Here is an 18696-nt window from a genome sequence, read left to right as displayed (position 1 = left end):
CGTTCCCAGGTTCAACCTGGGAACGAGAAACAGAGGCTCCGCCTCTAGCGATCGCCACAAGTACGAGAAAGCCATCTCAAAGTTAAATTTTCTAAGTAATGGATATTCAAGCTATTATTTACTTAAAACAAAACGATCCGATATTAGCTAAAGTAATTGAGCTAGTTGGTACTGACAGTTTAGAATTAGCTTACTATCAAGAAAATTTGGATTTACTCACTGCACTTTCTCAAGCAATTATCTTTCAACAGATTTCTACTAAAGTAGCTACAAAAATTTTTCAAAGATTTATCTTATTGTATCAACAAGCCGATCGCCAATTAACCGCCAAAGCTATTCTCGAAACGCCGGAAGATGTCCTTCGCAGTGTGGGACTTTCTCGCCAAAAAATTACTTATTTAAAAGATTTAGCTTTAAAAATTGAGCAAGGTTTACCAACTTTAGCAGAATTAACATTGATGGAAGATGCAGAGGTAATTGCCAGTTTGACCCAAGTTAAAGGGATCGGAAAATGGACAGCACAAATGTTTTTAATTTTCCATTTACATCGACCTGATGTATTACCAGTTAACGATCTTGGTATCCAAAGTGCGATCGCCAAACTCTACAACTTAAACACTTTACCAGATCCCAAAACCATCGAAAAATTAGCCCAAAAATGGCAACCTTATCGCAGCTTAGCTTGTCGCTACTTGTGGCGCAGTTTGGCAATTTAAGCGATTATTGCACTAGCCAGATTTAAAAAAAATCCCAATCCCCAATCCCCAGTCCCCCAACACTAGCCATTTTTCTAGGTAGCTAACTCGCCATTTATCCGATGTTGCTGAGGGTGATAATTCTGCATTCTAGAATTAAGCGACATTAAAGGAATGATATGGTAACTTCAACAACAGAGAGTGGAAATTTATTACAACAACTCTCCAACAATTTGGCGGATATTGTCGAACAATCAGGACGTTCTATAGTAGCGGTGAATGGGCGCAGGCGGATGTCTTCTGCGGGTGTGCATTGGCGATCGGGAATTGTGGTGACAGCCGATCATACTATTAACAGAGAAGAGGATCTTACTGTTACTTTGCCAGACGATCGCACCATTGCCGCTACTTTAATTGGACGCGATTCCAGCACTGATTTAGCATTACTGCGATTAGCAGAAACAGACATACCCACAGCAAATTTGCATGATAGCACAGAATTAAAAGTGGGGGAAATGGTGTTAGCGATCGCTCGTTTTCCAGAAAGCGGCATTAGCGCCAGTTTAGGAGTAATCAGCGCTTTAGGTGGCACTTGGCGCACTTGGCATGGAGGAAGAATTGACCAATTTATTCGCCCTTCAGTAATGTTTTATCCCGGTTTTTCTGGCGGCGCATTAGTTAACGCCCAAGGAAAAATTGTTGGCATTAACACTGCTGGCCCTCGACATTTAGTATTAACAATTCCTACTTCCACAGTCAACCGAGTAGTCGATCGAATATTAACCGGAAAACGCAACAAACCAGGCTATTTAGGTTTAGGAATGCAACAAATACAACTGCCTCAACCACTGCGAAAACAGTTAAATATTTCCAGTAGTGGCGGAGTAATTATTGTCAGCGTTGAACCAGATGCACCAGCAGATAAAGCAGGAATATTAATTGGTGATATTTTGATAGCGTTAGGTGACAAATCAATTAATGATGTCAGCGATGTTCACTCCATGCTTGACCCCGAAAGAGTCGGTAAACCGTTAAATGCTCAAATTATTCGCGGTGGTGCTTTAACTCAACTCACAATTATTGTCGGTGAAAGGGAATAATTAGGCACTGGATAGTGAGAGTTTTTACTTTTAGAATTGACAAGGAAAACAAAGATGATTTGGGCAAATTTAACTGCGGAATTAACAGCAGTAACGGAAGATTTGCGGCGTTCCAACGTGCAAATTCGAGGAGGCAGAAGAGGCGTTGGTTCTGGGGTAATTTGGAGTAGCGATGGAGTCATTATCACTAACGATCATGTTGTTAGCAGTCGCGGAAATGTAGAAGTAGAACTCGCTGATGGCAGAGTTTTTATGGCAACGATTACTGCTAAAAATCCCCAGCGAGATTTAGTAGCATTAAAAGTAGATGCTACAGACCTTCCGGCAGCAAAAATAGGAGATGCAGAAAACTTGCGAGTTGGGGAAATAGTATTAGCTGTTGGTAATCCTTTGGGAGTAAAGGGGGCAGTAACTACAGGAATTATTCACAGTGTTGGTTCAACTGAATTTAGTCGGCGCAATTGGATACAAGCAGATATCAAACTTGCACCGGGAAATTCTGGAGGGGCTTTAGCAAATGTGCAAGGTCAGGTAATAGGAATTAACACAATGATTGTGAATGGTCGAGGGTTTGCTGTACCTAGCAATGTGGTACAACAATTTGTGAGTAATTACCCCGATCGTCCTTTTTTGGGTGTAACTTTGCAACCTGTTTTAGTTACTATTAATTGTCGCCCTAGTTTTGGATTGTTAATTACTGAAATGGAGGCGGGAAGTCCGGCGGAAACTGCGAAATTGCAAGTTGGTGATGTATTAACTGGTGTTAGGGGAATTCCTTTTCATAAACCAAATGAGTTATTTCGTATTTTGGAAAATTCTCATGTTGGAGATGGACTAACTTTGAATTTCCAGCGTGATGGTAGGCGAATGGTAGCGGAAGTAGTGTTATGCAGCAGAGTTTCTTCGGCGGAGGCGGCGTGATTCGCGTTTTAGTGGTTGCCAACTCTGTAGTTATGCGGGCTGGACTAGAAGCGCTAATTACTGCTAATTCTAATTTGGTTGTGGTGGGCAGTGTTTCTAGTTCAGATTCTTGGGTGCAACAGGTGATGCAACTTCAGCCGGATGTGTTGTTATGGGAGTGGGAAGAGTCGGAAAATGATGGTGTTCCGACTCTGTTTTCTTTGGAACCGGAATTGGCTAATTTAGCGATCGTTTTATTAGTAAATAATTGGCAAATTATATCTTTGGTAGAAATTTTGCGGTTTGGGATACGTGGCGTTTTACCAATGGAAGCAACCGCTGAGGAAATTATTCAAGCAATTACGGCAACGGTAACTGGATTAACAGTTTTACATCCAGATATAGTAGATAATTTAGTATCGGTTTTACCTACAAATACTCGATCGACACCTACTAAGTTAAATCATGCTTTAACTAGTCGCGAGATTGAAGTTTTAACTATGCTGGCTGAAGGTTTGGGAAATAAAACTATTGCTCGTCGCCTGGGAATTTCAGAGCATACAGTGAAATTTCACATTACCTCGATCTTCAGTAAGCTTAATGCTTCTAGCCGCACTGAAGCAGTGATTTTAGGCGCTCGTCAGGGTTTGATTTTATTGTAAGTTATTATATTAATAAATATTCCCCTGTAGTACCAAAAGATAAGTTTTTGGTGGTACAGATTTGTCATTCTAGCATCCAATGTGAAGCTAAATTTTATTTACATATTTTTCATGAAAATTAAGTAGAGTATAATTTTAATAAGTTTTTTTTCAGTGTTCCTGATTATGATCAAGAGAAACTAAGGCAAATTTAAGATAAAATTAAATTTCATTTCTTTTTTATAAATATAAAGAGCAGTTAATCAAGTATGTTAATCAAATCGATCGATCGCTGGGTTAGCAAAGTTGGGGGAAAAGTTCCTTTAAGGACTGTGTTAATAGTTCCTTTTGTGTTGCAAATTTTAGGAACAGTGGGAGTAGTTGGATATCTTTCGTTTAGAAATGGTCAGCAAGCGGTCAACGATTTAGCTAATCAATTAATGAGTGAAATTGGCGATCGAGTTAAGCAAAATCTACAAGTTTATGTAGAAACTCCCCATTTAATTAATCAAAATAAGCTGGATATGATTAAAATGGGTTATTTAAATATGAGAGAAATGGAGGCTTGGGAAAAGTTTCTTTGGCATCAAGTGCAATTATATCCTTACATTAATTTTACTGCTGTTGCTAATGACAAAGGAGAGTATCGTTCTGGGGAAAGAATGTCTAATGGCGATCTGATGATGAATGTGGCTGGAACGGCGGTTAATAATAATTTTATTTCATATCATACTAATGACTTGGGCGATCGCACTTCTGTAGCTGCAATGAGTAAGGGAAATTTCGATCCCCGCACTTGGTTTTGGTATCAAAATGCAGTCAAAGTAGGGAAACCAACATGGAGTGATGTTTTTATTTCAATTTTAGAACCAACTTTACTAATTAGTGGTACTGAACCCGTTTATAATCCTCAAGGAAATCAATTACAAGGAGTAATACATACTGCTTTACGTTTAGATTTTATTGGAAAGTTTCTTAATAGTTTAAAAATTGGTAAAACTGGACAAGCATTTATCATCGAAAGAAATGGCACACTTTTAGCGACTTCTACAGAAGAAAAACCCTTTCGTATTAAACCAGACAAGGCTAGAGAATTAATTAAAGCCGAAGATAGTAGTAACTTATTAACTAAAGCTACAACTCAATATTTGTTCAAAAATTTTCAAAAATTAAATCAAATTAAATCACCTCAACAGGTAAAATTTCCAATCAATAGTAAGCAGCAATTTGTGAAACTTCTGCCATTTCAAGATGGTAAAGGTTTAGATTGGTTGATTGTGGTGGTAGTTCCAGAAGCAGATTTTATGGAACAAATTAATGCTAATAACCGCATAACCATGCTTTTATGTTTAGCAGCTTTAATATTAACTATAATTACTGGTATTTTAACTGCTCGTTGGGTGACTCAGCCAATTTTGCGGTTAAATACAGCGGCTAAAGATATTGCTAAAGGTGATTGGGAAAAAACTATAGAAGTAAAACGTTCTGATGAATTAGGAGAATTAGCTAAATCTTTTAATTCAATGGCTGAACAACTACAAGAATCATTTACAAGTTTAGAAAAACGAGTTGCAGAACGGACAGAGGAATTAGTTAAAGCTAAGGAAGCGGCTGAAGTTGCTAATCAAGCAAAGAGTACGTTTCTTGCTAATATGAGTCATGAGTTAAGAACGCCTTTGAATGCAATTTTAGGATTTTCTCAAATTATCGATCGCCAGAAAAGTTTGACCCCAGAACAAAAAGAAAACCTTGGTATTATTATGCGGAGTGGAGAACATTTATTAACTCTAATTAATAATGTTTTGGATTTATCTAAAATTGAAGCTGGACGAGTAACTTTAAACCAAAAAAGCTTCGATCTTTATCGTCTGCTTAACGATGTAGAAGAGATGTTTCAACTGCGAGCAGACAATAAAAAATTAAATTTACTGTTAGAAATATATTCAAATGTACCCCAGTATATTCATAGCGATGAAATCAAGTTACGCCAAATTTTAATTAACCTCTTGAGTAATGCAATTAAATTCACTCAAGAGGGTGGTGTATCAGTCAGAGTATCATTAGATAATCCTAATTGGCAAACTATTGAACCAAAAGAAACAACCAATGATGAAAAGCAAAAAGTCAAAATTTACTTTGAAGTTGAGGATACTGGATCTGGTATTGCACTGGAGGAATTAGAAAATTTATTTTCGGCTTTTGTCCAAACTAAAGCAGGAAAAGATTCCCAAGAAGGGACAGGGTTAGGCTTAGTTATTAGCCAACAATTTGTGCAATTAATGGGTGGCGAAATGAGCGTTAACTCGCTAGTTGGTAAGGGGACAATTTTTAAATTTTATATCCAGGCTCAAATTGCCGATCGTGCGGAAATTTCTACGCAAAAACCTACTCGCCAAGTCATTGGTTTAGAAGCAAATCAACCCAATTATCGCATTTTAATTGTTGATGATAAAGAGTTAAATCGGCAACTTTTAGTGAAATTATTAAAACCCTTGGGTTTTGCATTGCGGGAAGCTTGTAATGGGGAAGAAGCGATCGCAATTTGGGAAAAATGGCAACCGCATTTAATTTGGATGGATATGCGAATGCCAATTATGGATGGCTACACTGCTACCAAGCATATTAAAGCAACTACAAAAGGTCAATCCACCGCTATTATTGCTCTAACTGCTAGCGTTTTTGAAGAGGAAAGAACAATTGTTTTATCAGTAGGTTGCGATGATTTTTTGCGTAAACCATTTCGAGAGTCAGAAATTTTTGAACTCATGAATAAGCATATTGGAGTACGCTATATTTATGAGAATCAAAGCGATGATTCGCAGCCATTATCACAGGTGAATAACTCTGTATTGGCTGAAACTGATTTGCAAAACATACCCGCTCAATTACTAGCAAATTTAAAACAAGCAATAATCAATATTGATGTAGAATTGACTCAATCAATAATTACAGAAATTTCTCAGTATAATCCTGATGTAGCCAAATTAATGAAGAATTATATAGATAATTTCAATTATGAAAAAATCTTGCATTTAATAGCAGTAGGTTAAAGAGGAATAATAAGTAGCAATGAATAAGAATTCAAAAACAAATTATAAAGCTAACATTTTAGTTGTTGATGATACTCCAGATAATTTGCGCCTTTTAGTAGGAATGCTAACAGAAAATGGCTATAAAGTTCGTCCGGTTATGGATGGTGAACTAGCATTAACGGGTGCTAAAGCTATGCTACCAGACTTAATTTTACTGGATATTAATATGCCGACGATGAATGGCTATGAAGTGTGTAAAAAATTAAAAGAAAGTGAATTAACAAGAGAAGTTCCGGTAATTTTTCTTAGTGCTTTAGATGAAGCGTTAGATAAAGTAAAAGCTTTTCAAGTTGGCGGGATAGATTATGTTACTAAACCGTTTCAAGTAGAAGAAATTTTGGCGCGAGTGGAGACGCATTTAGCAATTCGTCAATTACAAAAGAATCTTACTACTAAAAATCAGGAGTTAGAACTAACTGTTCAACAGCTACAAAATACTCAAGAACAGTTAATTCAATCCGAAAAAATGGCAGCTTTGGGACAACTTGTGGCGGGAATAGCACATGAAATTAATACTCCTTTGGGTGCAATTCGTTCCTCAGTAGAAAATATTGCTGATTTTTTGAAAGAGAACTTGTTACAATTCCCCGATTTTTTTCACTCTTTATCGCCAGAACATCAGCAATATTTTCTAGATATATTACAAAGATCGAGCGAACAAACAACTAGTTTATCTAGTAAAGAAAAACGCCAGTTTAAAAAAGTTTTGATCCAAGAATTAGAAACAGAAGAGATTAGCAATGCTGATACTATTGCTGATACTTTAGTTGATTTGGGAATTTACGATCGCATTTCAGCCTTCATTCCTCTACTTAAAAGTGAAAATGGTTCGCTGATATTAGAAAAAGCTTACCAAGTTGCGAGTATTCAAAAAAGCACGGACACTATTAAAACAGCGACAGAAAAGGCGGCGAAAGTTGTATTTGCTTTAAAAAATTATGCTCGTTACGATCATTCTGGGGAAAAAGTGCGATCGCAAATTACCGAAGGTATAGAGACAGTTTTAACTCTCTACAATAACCAGCTAAAACATGGCATAGAGGTTACTAGAGATTATCAAGCAAATTTACCATCCTTGTTATGTTATCCCGACGAATTAAACCAAGTTTGGACAAATTTAATTCATAATGCAATTCAAGCAATGGACTACAAAGGTCATCTAAGTGTTAGCGTTACTCATCAAAGTGATAGCTTGGTAGTCAGTATAACAGACGATGGTAAAGGAATTCCTCCCGAAGTAATGCCAAGGATATTTGAACCATTTTTTACCACTAAACCTCCAGGAGAAGGTAGCGGTTTAGGATTGGATATTGTCAAAAAAATAATTCAAAAACATAATGGTAAAATTTGTGTAGAAAGTATCCCTGGAAAAACTACTTTTACTGTAGCTTTACCATTTGATTCCAACCATAAAACCAACTCTTAGTAAAAGGAGTAAAGAGCAATGTCCAAGCCAGCAATTTTGTGTGTTGATGATGAAGTAGTAGTATTAAACAGCTTAAAAATTCAGCTTAAAAAAGAATTTGGTGATGCCTACATTTATGAAGTAGCTGAAAGTGCTGACGAAGCCTTAGAAATTATCGAAGAAATGCAATTAGAAAAAACCGATATTTTAGTAATTGTTTCTGATTGGTTGATGCCTGGTATTAAAGGCGATGAATTCTTGATTCGGGTGCATGAGAAATATCCCAACATCATCAAAGTTATGCTGACTGGACAAGCTGATGAAACAGCAATTCAACGCGCCAAACAAAAAGCAGCATTACACAATTGTTTATACAAACCCTGGAATAGCCAAGAATTAATTGCCACAATTAGGTCTGGTTTAGCAAAGTTGTCACTACAAAACTATTTAGATAACTTTAAATCATAAGGAAAAAATCAAGTTTATAAATGAGGAAAAATATGAAAAAACCGATCGTCCTGTGTGTTGATGATGAAACTACAATTTTAGATAGTCTGAAAATAGAAATCAAAGCAATATTAGGCAATGATTATTTAATAGAAACTGCTGAATGTGGTGCTGATGCTTTAGATTTAATTGAAGAATTATTAGCAGATAATCATCAAATAGCTTTGGTTATTTGTGATTATGTTATGCCCGATCTGAAAGGGGATGAATTATTAAAGTTAATTCATCAAATTACTCCTAAAACTTTGAAGATAATGCTCACAGGTCAAGCAGATCTAGAAGCAGTAGGAAATGCGATTAAATATGCCAGATTGTATCGCTATATGTCTAAACCTTGGCAAATAGAAGACCTAAAATTAACTGTTAAAGAAGCGGTACATAGCTATTTTTTAGAACAACAGCTGGCAGAGCAAAATGCTCAACTCCAGCAGATGAATCAGAAATTAGAAAGTATTGTGGAAGAACGAACAATAGCATTGCGCCTTTCTGAGGAAAAGTTTGCTAAAGCTTTTCGTTCCTCTCCAAATCCAATTACTATTACTAGGCTGAGTGATGGTTGCCATATTGAAGTAAATGATGCTTTTTGCCAAATGATTGGTTACAGCAACAAAGAGATTATAGGGAGTACCGCGATCGACTTAAATTTATGGGTGAATTTATCCGATCGCGCTCGCTTATTTAAGTTGTTAACCGAAAACAGCAGAATTCACAACTTCGAGTTTGATTTTCGGAATAAGAATGGCGATATTAAAACTGCATTACTAGCAGCAGAAATCATCGAAATAAGTGAGGAAACTTGCGTAATTTCTGTTAGTCAAGATATTACCGATCGCAAACAAGCAGAATTAGCATTGCAACAAGCAAAAGAAGCAGCTGATAAAGCTAACCGTGCTAAAAGTGAATTTCTTTCTAATATGAGTCACGAACTGCGAACTCCACTTAACGCTATCTTAGGTTTCACACAACTATTAATACGCGATTTATCTTTAAAACCACAGCAACAAGAACAATTAGGAATTATTAACCGCAGTGGAGAACATTTACTGCAACTAATTAATAACATTTTACAAATGTCTAAAATTGAAGTCGGACGGGTAACAGTAGATAAAAATACTTTCGCTCTCTATTACTTGTTAAAAAGCTTAAATGAAATGTTGGAATTACAAGCTAAAAAGAAAAATTTACAATTAATCTTCGATCTCGATCCGAACTTGCCTCAATACATAGAAACGGATGAAAGTAAATTACGACAAGTATTAATTAACCTTTTGGGAAACGCCATTAAATTTACAACGGAAGGTGGCGTAACTTTGCGGGTAAAATTAGCAGATAAAACTGAAAGTAAGGCAATTGAAAATTCATTAAATTATTTGTTATTTGAAGTTGAAGATACAGGAGCCGGAATTTCTTCTCAAGAAATCGATAATTTATTTAAACCATTTATGCAAACTGAAACTGGTCGGCGATCGCAAGAAGGAACTGGTTTAGGTTTACCAATCAGCCGCCAATTTATTCAACTAATGGGAGGAGATATTACTGTCAGCAGCACTTTGGGTGAAGGTACTATTTTTAAATTTAATATTGCTATTAATATTGTCGATCGAATGGAATTAAAAACCACTCAAAAAAACCGCCGAGTAGTTGCTTTAGAACCAGGACAAAGTGAGTATCGTATCCTGGTAGTTGACGATCGCCTAGAAAGTCGTCTTTTATTAGTCAAACTATTAGCATCACTCGGTTTTGCCGTGCAGGAAGCAGAAAATGGTCAGCAAGCAGTAGAATTATGGTCAAGTTGGGAACCGCACTTAATTTGGATGGATATGAGAATGCCTGTAATGGATGGTTATGAAGCGACTAAATACATTAAAAGCCATTTAAAAGGTCAAGCAACTGTGATAATTGCTTTAACAGCCAGTGCTTTTGAAGAAGAACGTTCTGTTATTCTATCAGTAGGCTGCGATGATTTCGTCGCTAAACCATTTCGCGAACAGGTAATTTTAGAAAAAATGGCTCAATATTTAGGAGTACGTTATATTTATGAACAACAAATTTCATCATTAACTAATGAAAAACTAGCTTTTGGAGCAGAAACTGTAAGTGGAAGTTCGGATTCATCCAGTAATCTTGAGTCTATCTGTTTACAAGTAATGCCTTCAGAATGGATTGATGAACTATACCAGGCAGCTGATGCTGTAGATAATGAAAAAATTTTTCTATTATTGCAGCAAATGCCGCCAAAATATGCTCATATTAGTCGATCGATTGCTGAATTAGCTCATAATTTCCGTTGTGATAAAATTATCGATTTAATCGAGAACCAAGCAAATTAATTATTGAATTCAACAACAAATTGTAAATAATGGATAATAGCGTAGGTCATAAAGGAAATATTTTAATAGTTGACGATACGCCAGAAAACTTACAGGTTCTCTCGGCAACTTTAACCGATTCTGGCTATAAAGTCCGGGGAGTAATTAATGGTAAAATGGCATTGAGAGCAGCGCGATCGGCTCAACCAGACTTAATTTTACTTGATATTAGAATGCCTGATATAAATGGATATCAAGTATGCGAACAACTTAAAGCTGACTCTACAACTTTAGGAATTCCTGTTATTTTTATCAGTGCTTCTGATGAAGTGTTAGATAAAGTTAAAGCTTTTCAAGTTGGCGGCGTAGATTATGTAACCAAGCCATTTCACGTAGAAGAAGTTTTAGCAAGAGTTGAACATCAACTAACAATTAAAAGATTGCAAAAACAACTAATTGCTCAAAATCAGCAATTACAAGAAGAAATAGTGGAACGCAAAAAAGCAGAAGAAGCAGCAGCGGCTGCTTCTAAAGCTAAAACTGAATTTCTTGCCAATATGAGTCATGAGTTGCGTACTCCTTTAAATGCAATTTTGGGTTTTACTCAGGTGATGATGCGCGACTCTATGCTAAGTAGCGATCAGGCAGAAAATCTGAGAATTATTAATCGTAGTGGCGAACATTTATTAGCATTGATTAATGATGTTTTGGAATTATCTAAAATAGAATCAGGAGCAGTTTCACTGGATGAAAGCAGCTTTGATTTTTATCGGCTTTTAGATGGTTTGGAAGAAATGTTTCAAATTAAAGCTGAAAGAAAAAGATTAGAAATGAGGTTAATAGTACCACCGGAAGTCCCTCAATATATCAGAACTGATGAAAAGAAATTACGCAGCTGTTTGATTAATTTGCTCGGTAATGCTATTAAGTTTACCCAATATGGAAGTATTACTCTGCGGGTCAATGTCGCTAGTGAAAATAATTTTAGCTTACATAAGCAATCATGCAGGTTGGAGTTTGAAGTTGAAGATACTGGAGTGGGAATTGCACCAGAAGAAATAGATAGTTTATTTGATGCCTTTGTGCAAACTGAATCAGGAAAAAAAAGTGCAGAAGGAACTGGTTTAGGGTTAACAATTACTCGCAAATTTGTGCAATTGTTAGGAGGAAATATAAGTGTTAGTAGTGTTTTAAGCAAAGGAACAGTTTTCAAATTTGATATTAAAATTTCCTTAGCAAAGGCTATGGAAATCACGCCACAACCAAGGCAGAGAGTAATTGGATTGGAGTCTAAACAAATAACCCATAGAATTTTAGTAGTTGATGATAATAGAGAGAACCGTTTATTGTTATTTAAGTTACTTCAACCGATCGGTTTTGAAGTCCAAGAAGCGGAAAATGGTCAACAAGCAATTAGCCTGTGGGAAAGTTGGCAACCGCACTTAATTTGGATGGATACAAGAATGCCTTTAATGGATGGTTTGCAGGCTACTAAATGTATTAGAAATTTGGAAAAGCAAAGGAAAAAAAATCAGCTACAACAGGAAATGAGCGGTCGCAAATTTTCCCTGTCTAACACTTCATTTTCTGTACCTCATACAATAATTATTGCTTTGACTGCTAGTGCTTTTGAAGAAAAACAAGAAGAATTTTTGGCTATTGGTTGTGATGATTTTCTCCGCAAACCTTTTCAAGAAAAAGTAATTTTTGAAAAAATCGCTCATTACTTAGGAATTTTATATGTTTATGAAGATTTGCCACAAATAGATAACATTTTTTATAGAAAGCGTTATTCTATTAGCCAAAAACCAGATTCATTCTTTTTACCCTTGCTGGCTAAAGTACCTCAAAATTGGGTAATTCAGTTGCATCAAGCAGCTAGTGAACTAAATGAAGAGTTAATTTTTCAACTAATCGAGGAATTGCCAGCTGACTCTGCAACTCTTATTGATGCTTTGAGGGATTTGTTAAATGATTTTCGGCTTGACATAATAGTTCGTATAACAAAATCATTTTTAAAGTAGTTTATGTTGTTGTCAAAAAATAACTCCAAACAAAGAAAAAGTGAAAATGCCAAGATTAAAATCTTAGTAGTTGACGATCAACCTAGTAACTTAAGATTTTTGTCTGAAGTTCTCTGTCAAGAAGGATACAGCGTTAAAAGAGCTATTTCTGGAGAGTTAGCTTTAAATTATGCGATCGCCTTTCCCCCAGATATAATACTTTTAGATATCATGATGCCAGAAATGAATGGCTATGAAGTTTGTCAGAAACTTAAAGAAAATCCCCAAACTAAAGACATACCAGTAATTTTCTTAAGTGTATTAGACCAAGTTTCGGAAAAAGTCAAAGCTTTTCACGTTGGTGGCACCGATTATATTACTAAACCATTTCAAGTAGAAGAAGTATTAGTTCGCGTAGAAAATCAACTCACTATTAAGAACTTACAAGTACAACTCCAAAATCAGAATCAACAGCTACAAAAAACGAAATCACTTTTGGCAAGTATATTAAACAGTTCTTTAGATGGGATAACTGCCTTAGCTTCTGTTCGCAATTCTCAAGGAAAAATTGTAGATTTCAAATATGTTTTATTGAATAAAACTGCGGAAAAACTTAAGAAGTCAACAAGTGAAGAATTAGTTGGAGAATCATTATTAAAGAAATTTCCCGGTCATCAGGAAAGTGGCTTATTTGATGCTTATGTGAAAGTAGTAGAAACAGACGAAAGTCTCAATACAAAAATTTATTACTCCTATGAGAATATCCAATTATGGGTGCAAATAACCGCAGTTAAATTAGGTGATGGTTTAGCCATAACTTTTCGTGATATAACCTCAGAAAAACAAGCACAAGAAGCACTCAGAGAAAGCGAAGAACGTTTTCGCATCATCTTTGAGCAAGCTGCGGTAGGAATGAATCAGCTATCTGTCACTGGTCAATTTCTCCGAGTCAACAAACAGCTTTGTCAAATCAGTGGATATCCAGAACCAGAGTTATTACAACTCACTTGGCAAGACTGGACTCTGCCAGAAGATATAAATCGATGCTCAAATTATATTAATCAACTTTTAACAGGGAAAATTGACAACTATTCGGTAGAAAAGCGTTTAATTAGGAAAGATAGTCAACTTAAATGGGTAAATATTAGTACTTCATTAGTACGAGATTGGCAGGGAAATCCCCAGTATTTTATCGAGATAATTGAAGATATTTCCCGACGCAAACAAATTGAAGAAGAATTGCAGAATAGTCAACGTTGGTTGCAAGCAATAACAGATGCGAACCCCAATCTTTTGTATATTTATAAATTACCAGAACTGCAAAATATTTATATTAATGCTGAAGTAATGAAAATACTTGGTTATACACCAGAAGAATTACAGGAATTGCAAAGTACAGACTGGTTAAATCTGATTCACCAAGACGATCGCCAAATCCTGCAAAAAAAATTCACCAAATTAGAAACCATCAAAGATGGAGAAGCTATAGAATTTGAGTACCGAATTCACCATAAAAATGGAGAATGGCTTTGGCTATTTACTAGAGAGATTATCTTCAGTAGAACTCCCGATGGTAAGCCAGAACAAATTCTTGGTGCAGCAACTGATATTAGCGATCGCAAAAAAACCGAAGCCGCCTTAAAGCAAAGCGAAGCCAGATTTCAAAAATTAGCAGACAATTTACCAGGAGTTATTTATGAAGTCATTCAAAAGCCAGACGGTACTTTTAATTTAACTTATATTAGTTCATCTTGCCGAGAGATTTATGAATTAGAACCAGAGCAAATTCAAGAAGATTTAGAATTAGCTTTCAGTAAAATTCATCCCGACGATCGCAAAAGTTACGATGAAAACATCCAAATTTGTAGCCAAAGCCTAGAACCTTGCCGTTGGGAAGGGAGAATAACTACTCAATCAGGAATTAAATGGATACAAGCAGCTTCTAAACCAGAATATCACTCAAACGGAGAAGTTATTTGGCATGGTTTAATGTTTGACATTACCGATCGCAAACTCTCCGAAGCCAAACTCAAAGAATCACAAAAAAGACTATCATTTTTTGTCCAACAAACCCCAGTAGCCATCATAGAATGGAATACAAACTTTGAAATAGTCGCCTGGAATCCAGCCGCCGAAAAAATTTTTGGTTATCGAGCCGCAGAAGTTATAAATGTTAACGTTTTACAATTAATAGTGCCGCCAGAAGAACTGGAAAATATTACTCATATTCTACAGAATGTAATACAAGAAGGTAACGAAAAAATTAACATTAATCAAAATCTAACTAAAGATGGAAAGCGAATTATTTGTCAATGGTATAACACAGCCTTAGTAGACAATCATGGTCAGGCAATTGGTGGTGCAGCAATGGCAATTGATATTACAGAAAGTCAGAAAACAGAAGCCGCATTAAGAGAAAGCGCCGAACGTTCTAAAGCGATCGCCAAAGCAATTGAAAGAATCCGTCAAACATTAAACCTAGAAACAATATTTAAAGCCACTACTTCAGAATTACGGCAAGTTCTCAACTGCGATCGGGTCGCCATTTACCGCTTCAACCCTGACTGGAGTGGAGAATTTGTCGCTGAATCTGTAGCTAGTGGATGGGTTTCTCTGATCGCACCCTCTCAAGAAAACTCTAACTTAGCAACTGATTGTTTAAACTTAGAAAGATGCCTTGTCAAAAACTGGATTACCCCTGAAAACCCCATCAAAGACACATACTTACAAGAAACTGAAGGTGGCGCTTACACTCGTGGCGTAAGCTATCTAGCAGTAGCAGATATTCATAAAACAAATTTCGCTCGATGCTACATCAATCTCTTAGAACAATTTCAAGCGAAAGCTTATCTCACTGTCCCAATTTTTTGTGGCAATAAAATTTGGGGATTGTTAGCAAACTATCAAAATTCTAGTCCAAGACAATGGCAAGAAGCAGAAATTGACGTAGTAGTACAAATTGGCACCCAACTAGCAGTCGCCTTGCAACAAGCAGAATTATTAGAACAAACCCAAAGACAATCATTAGAATTAATGAAAGCTAAAGAATCTGCCGACGCAGCTAACAAAGCCAAAAGTCAATTTCTCGCTAAAATGAGCCACGAATTGCGTACTCCTCTCAACGCCATCCTGGGATTTAGTCAACTCATGGCTCGTTCTACAACACTCTCTTCAGAACAACAAGAATACATAGAAATTATTAATCGCAGCGGCGAACATTTGCTTGATTTAATCAACGATATTTTATCAATGGCAAAAATAGAAGCCGGACAAGTTACCTTAAACGAAGATCCTTTTAATCTCCATGAACTACTCAACTCTCTTGAAGAACTCCTGCAACTAAAAGCCAACTCTAAAGGATTGCAACTAATATTTGAAATTGCTCCTCAAGTACCAAAGAATATCCAAACAGATGAAAGTAAATTACGACAAGTTCTTCTCAACCTACTAGGTAACGCCATCAAATTTACCCAAACAGGCATTGTCAAATTACAAGTTATTTTAGAAGAAACAGAAATTTCCAACCATCAAGCTAAAATTGTCTTTATAGTAGAAGATACTGGCCCAGGAATTGCACCCAACGAAATTTTAGCTTTGTTTCAACCCTTTGTTCAAACCCAAACAGGTCGTCAGACAGGTCAAGGTACGGGGTTAGGTTTACCCATTAGTCAACAATTCATTAAATTAATGGGAGGAGATATCACCGTTCGCAGCCAACTCGGTCAAGGAACTACTTTCACATTCTACATTTTTGCTCGCTTAGTTTCTCATCCTCAGCAAAAAGTCCTCTCTCCAACCAAAAAAATCATTGGTCTAGAGCCTAATCAACCCACTTACCGTATTCTCATAGTTGAAGACCTGAAAGAAAATCGACAATTAGTTGTAAAATTACTTACACCATTCAAATTTGAAATCCGCGAGGCTGAAAACGGCCAAGAAGCAATTACCATTTGGGAAAATTGGCGACCCGATTTGATTTGGATGGATATGCAAATGCCAATCATGGACGGCTATGAAACTACTAAGTACATTAAATCCCACTCTCCAGGCAAAGATACTGTAATTATTGCTCTCACCGCAAGTGCCTTTCAAGAGCAACAATCAGAGATTTTGAAAGCAGGGTGTGACGACTTTCTACCCAAACCTTTTCGAGAAGAAATATTATTGGAAAAAATGGCTAAACATCTGGGATTACGCTATGTTTATCAAGAAAATACATCATTTACCACTGCTATTAATTCAGCAGAAACAAAAATCATTAACCCAAATGACTTACAGATGATGCCAAAAGAATGGCTCAAAAAATTACATGAAGCCGCACTCGCTATTAACGATCGAGAAGTAACCGAACTTATTGAACAAATACCTGCAAGTAACCTAGAGTTAAAGCAAACTCTAGTGGACTTAGTGGATAACTTTCGGATGGATATAATAATTGATATAACCAGGGAACGTCCTGATGAATAAATCAAAATCAACGCCATGTAAAGCAGATATTTTAGTTGTTGATGACAACCCGGACAACTTACGACTTTTGTCCAATATGCTGATGTCTCGAGGCTATCAAGTAAGAAAAGCAATCAACGGTCAGTTAGCTTTAAAAGGAGTGGAAGTAAGTCAACCAGACTTAATATTACTAGATATAAATATGCCGAAAATTAACGGTTATGAAGTATGTAAACAATTAAAATCTTTAGAAAATACTCGTCATATTCCAGTAATTTTCGTTAGCGCTTTAGATGAAACTTTAGATAAAGTAAAAGCATTTCAAATTGGAGGAGTAGACTATATTACTAAACCTTTTCAATTGGAAGAAGTATTGGCTCGTGTTGAAAATCAACTAACGATTCATCAATTACAAAAGCAACTTTATCAGCAAAATACTCAACTACAATTGGAAATTATCGAAAGGCAGAAAGTAGAAGAGGAAATTAAATTTTTATTTACTACTACTCAACTAATTAGTAAATCAGTAGATTTTAATGATGCTCTAAAAGTTACACTTAAGCAAGTTTGCCTTGCTATAAATTGGGATTTAGGAGAAGCTTGGATTCCTAATAATAAGAGTAGTAAACTAGAATACGGTACTGGTTGGTATACGAGTGAAAAAAGTTTGGAAAAGTTTATTGAAAAAAGTAAATCCCTAACAATTGCTTCTAAGTATGGATTACCTGGAAGAATTTGGACTTCTCAAAAATTTGAGTGGATAGAAGATATTTCGGCTGCAACTCAACTTGAATTTATTAGACAAAAAGATGCTTTAGAAGTGGGATTAAAAACAGCTTTTGGTATTCCTATTTTAATCAACGAACAACTTTTAACTGTACTCATTTTTTATAAAAAAGAATTAAGTAAACTGGAACCAAGATTTGTTGATTTAGTTCATACTGTAGCTACTCAATTGGCTTCCTTAATTCAGTTAAAAAAAACTGAAGAAGCTTTAATGAAGGCTAATCAAGAATTAGAGCGACTTGCCACTGTGGATAGCTTAACAGAAGTTGCCAATCGTCGTTTATTTGATGAATATTTAGAGCTAGAATGGTTACAGATGTTTCGGGAACAGTTACCTTTATCTTTAATTTTATGTGATGTAGATTTTTTCAAATTTTACAATGATACTTATGGACATTTGGTAGGAGATTTTTGTTTACAACAGGTAGCAACAACAATTAAGACTTGTATCAAACGTTCAACAGATTTAGTAGCCAGATATGGAGGAGAAGAATTTGCAGTAATTTTGCCTAATACTGATGCTAAAGGGGCACTAAAAGTAGCAGAATTTATTAGAGAGAAAGTGCAAGCTCTGAAAATTGCCCATGCTAAATCTAGTGTCAGCCCATTTGTTACCCTAAGTTTAGGAGCAACTACTGTTATTCCTAATCCAGAAATTAGTCCAGACATTTTAATTGCATTAACTGATAAAGCGCTGTATGCGGCTAAACAGCAAGGAAGAAATCGGACTGTTTTAGAGAATTTAGTTGCACCAACTTTAAAGAAGTTTTCCAGTCAGGGGCAGATTCAGGAGAATGAGGAAAAGTCATAGT

The 18696-nt window shown here is 36.0% G+C and carries 11 protein-coding genes; all 11 read left to right on the top strand.

The genetic code is table 11. The features are described from left to right. Positions 1 to 98: 98 nt before the first annotated feature. Positions 99 to 716: a DNA-3-methyladenine glycosylase family protein gene (locus tag ACE1CA_RS02995; RefSeq protein ID WP_413281281.1), complete on the top strand. Its 618-nt coding sequence runs from the start codon at positions 99 to 101 to the stop codon at positions 714 to 716. Between the two features lie 158 nt (positions 717 to 874). Then, complete coding sequence (locus tag ACE1CA_RS02990) at positions 875 to 1795, top strand: S1C family serine protease (RefSeq protein ID WP_413281282.1); 921 nt, start codon at positions 875 to 877, stop codon at positions 1793 to 1795. A 54-nt stretch (positions 1796 to 1849) separates the two neighbouring features. Continuing rightward, positions 1850 to 2716 (top strand): S1C family serine protease, encoded by an 867-nt coding sequence (locus ACE1CA_RS02985; RefSeq protein ID WP_413281283.1) that lies wholly within the window; start codon positions 1850 to 1852, stop codon positions 2714 to 2716. Next, positions 2683 to 3357 carry a response regulator transcription factor gene (locus ACE1CA_RS02980; protein ID WP_413281284.1) on the top strand — a complete coding sequence of 225 codons (675 nt, stop codon included), beginning with the start codon at positions 2683 to 2685 and terminating at the stop codon, positions 3355 to 3357. The genes ACE1CA_RS02985 and ACE1CA_RS02980 overlap by 34 nt, the downstream gene beginning before the upstream one ends. Before the next feature lie 248 nt (positions 3358 to 3605). Further along, positions 3606 to 6386 carry a hybrid sensor histidine kinase/response regulator gene (locus ACE1CA_RS02975; protein ID WP_413281285.1) on the top strand — a complete coding sequence of 927 codons (2781 nt, stop codon included), beginning with the start codon at positions 3606 to 3608 and terminating at the stop codon, positions 6384 to 6386. 19 nt (positions 6387 to 6405) lie between these two features. Further along, positions 6406 to 7854: a hybrid sensor histidine kinase/response regulator gene (locus ACE1CA_RS02970; RefSeq protein ID WP_413281286.1), complete on the top strand. Its 1449-nt coding sequence runs from the start codon at positions 6406 to 6408 to the stop codon at positions 7852 to 7854. Positions 7855 to 7872: 18 nt separating this feature from the next. Beyond that, a complete protein-coding gene (locus ACE1CA_RS02965) occupies positions 7873 to 8301 on the top strand; it encodes a response regulator (RefSeq protein ID WP_413281287.1) in 429 nt (142 codons plus the stop codon). Positions 8302 to 8321: 20 nt separating this feature from the next. Further along, the gene (locus ACE1CA_RS02960; protein ID WP_486517634.1) at positions 8322 to 10670 is read left to right on the top strand and encodes a response regulator; all 2349 of its coding nucleotides are present in this window, start codon (positions 8322 to 8324) and stop codon (positions 10668 to 10670) included. A 29-nt stretch (positions 10671 to 10699) separates the two neighbouring features. Beyond that, complete coding sequence (locus ACE1CA_RS02955) at positions 10700 to 12673, top strand: response regulator (protein ID WP_413281289.1); 1974 nt, start codon at positions 10700 to 10702, stop codon at positions 12671 to 12673. Between the two features lie 3 nt (positions 12674 to 12676). After that, complete coding sequence (locus ACE1CA_RS02950; RefSeq protein WP_413281290.1) at positions 12677 to 17119, top strand: PAS domain S-box protein; 4443 nt, start codon at positions 12677 to 12679, stop codon at positions 17117 to 17119. Continuing rightward, positions 17112 to 18695, top strand: coding sequence for a diguanylate cyclase domain-containing protein (locus ACE1CA_RS02945; protein ID WP_413281291.1), 1584 nt, complete (start codon positions 17112 to 17114; stop codon positions 18693 to 18695). The genes ACE1CA_RS02950 and ACE1CA_RS02945 overlap by 8 nt, the downstream gene beginning before the upstream one ends. Position 18696: the final 1 nt, after the last annotated feature.

Source organism: Floridaenema evergladense BLCC-F167, assembly GCF_041929205.2.
Classification (GTDB): domain Bacteria; phylum Cyanobacteriota; class Cyanobacteriia; order Cyanobacteriales; family Aerosakkonemataceae; genus Floridanema; species Floridanema evergladense.
Note: the sequence above shows the minus strand (reverse complement) of the source record. Positions and strands in the feature narration are given on the sequence as shown.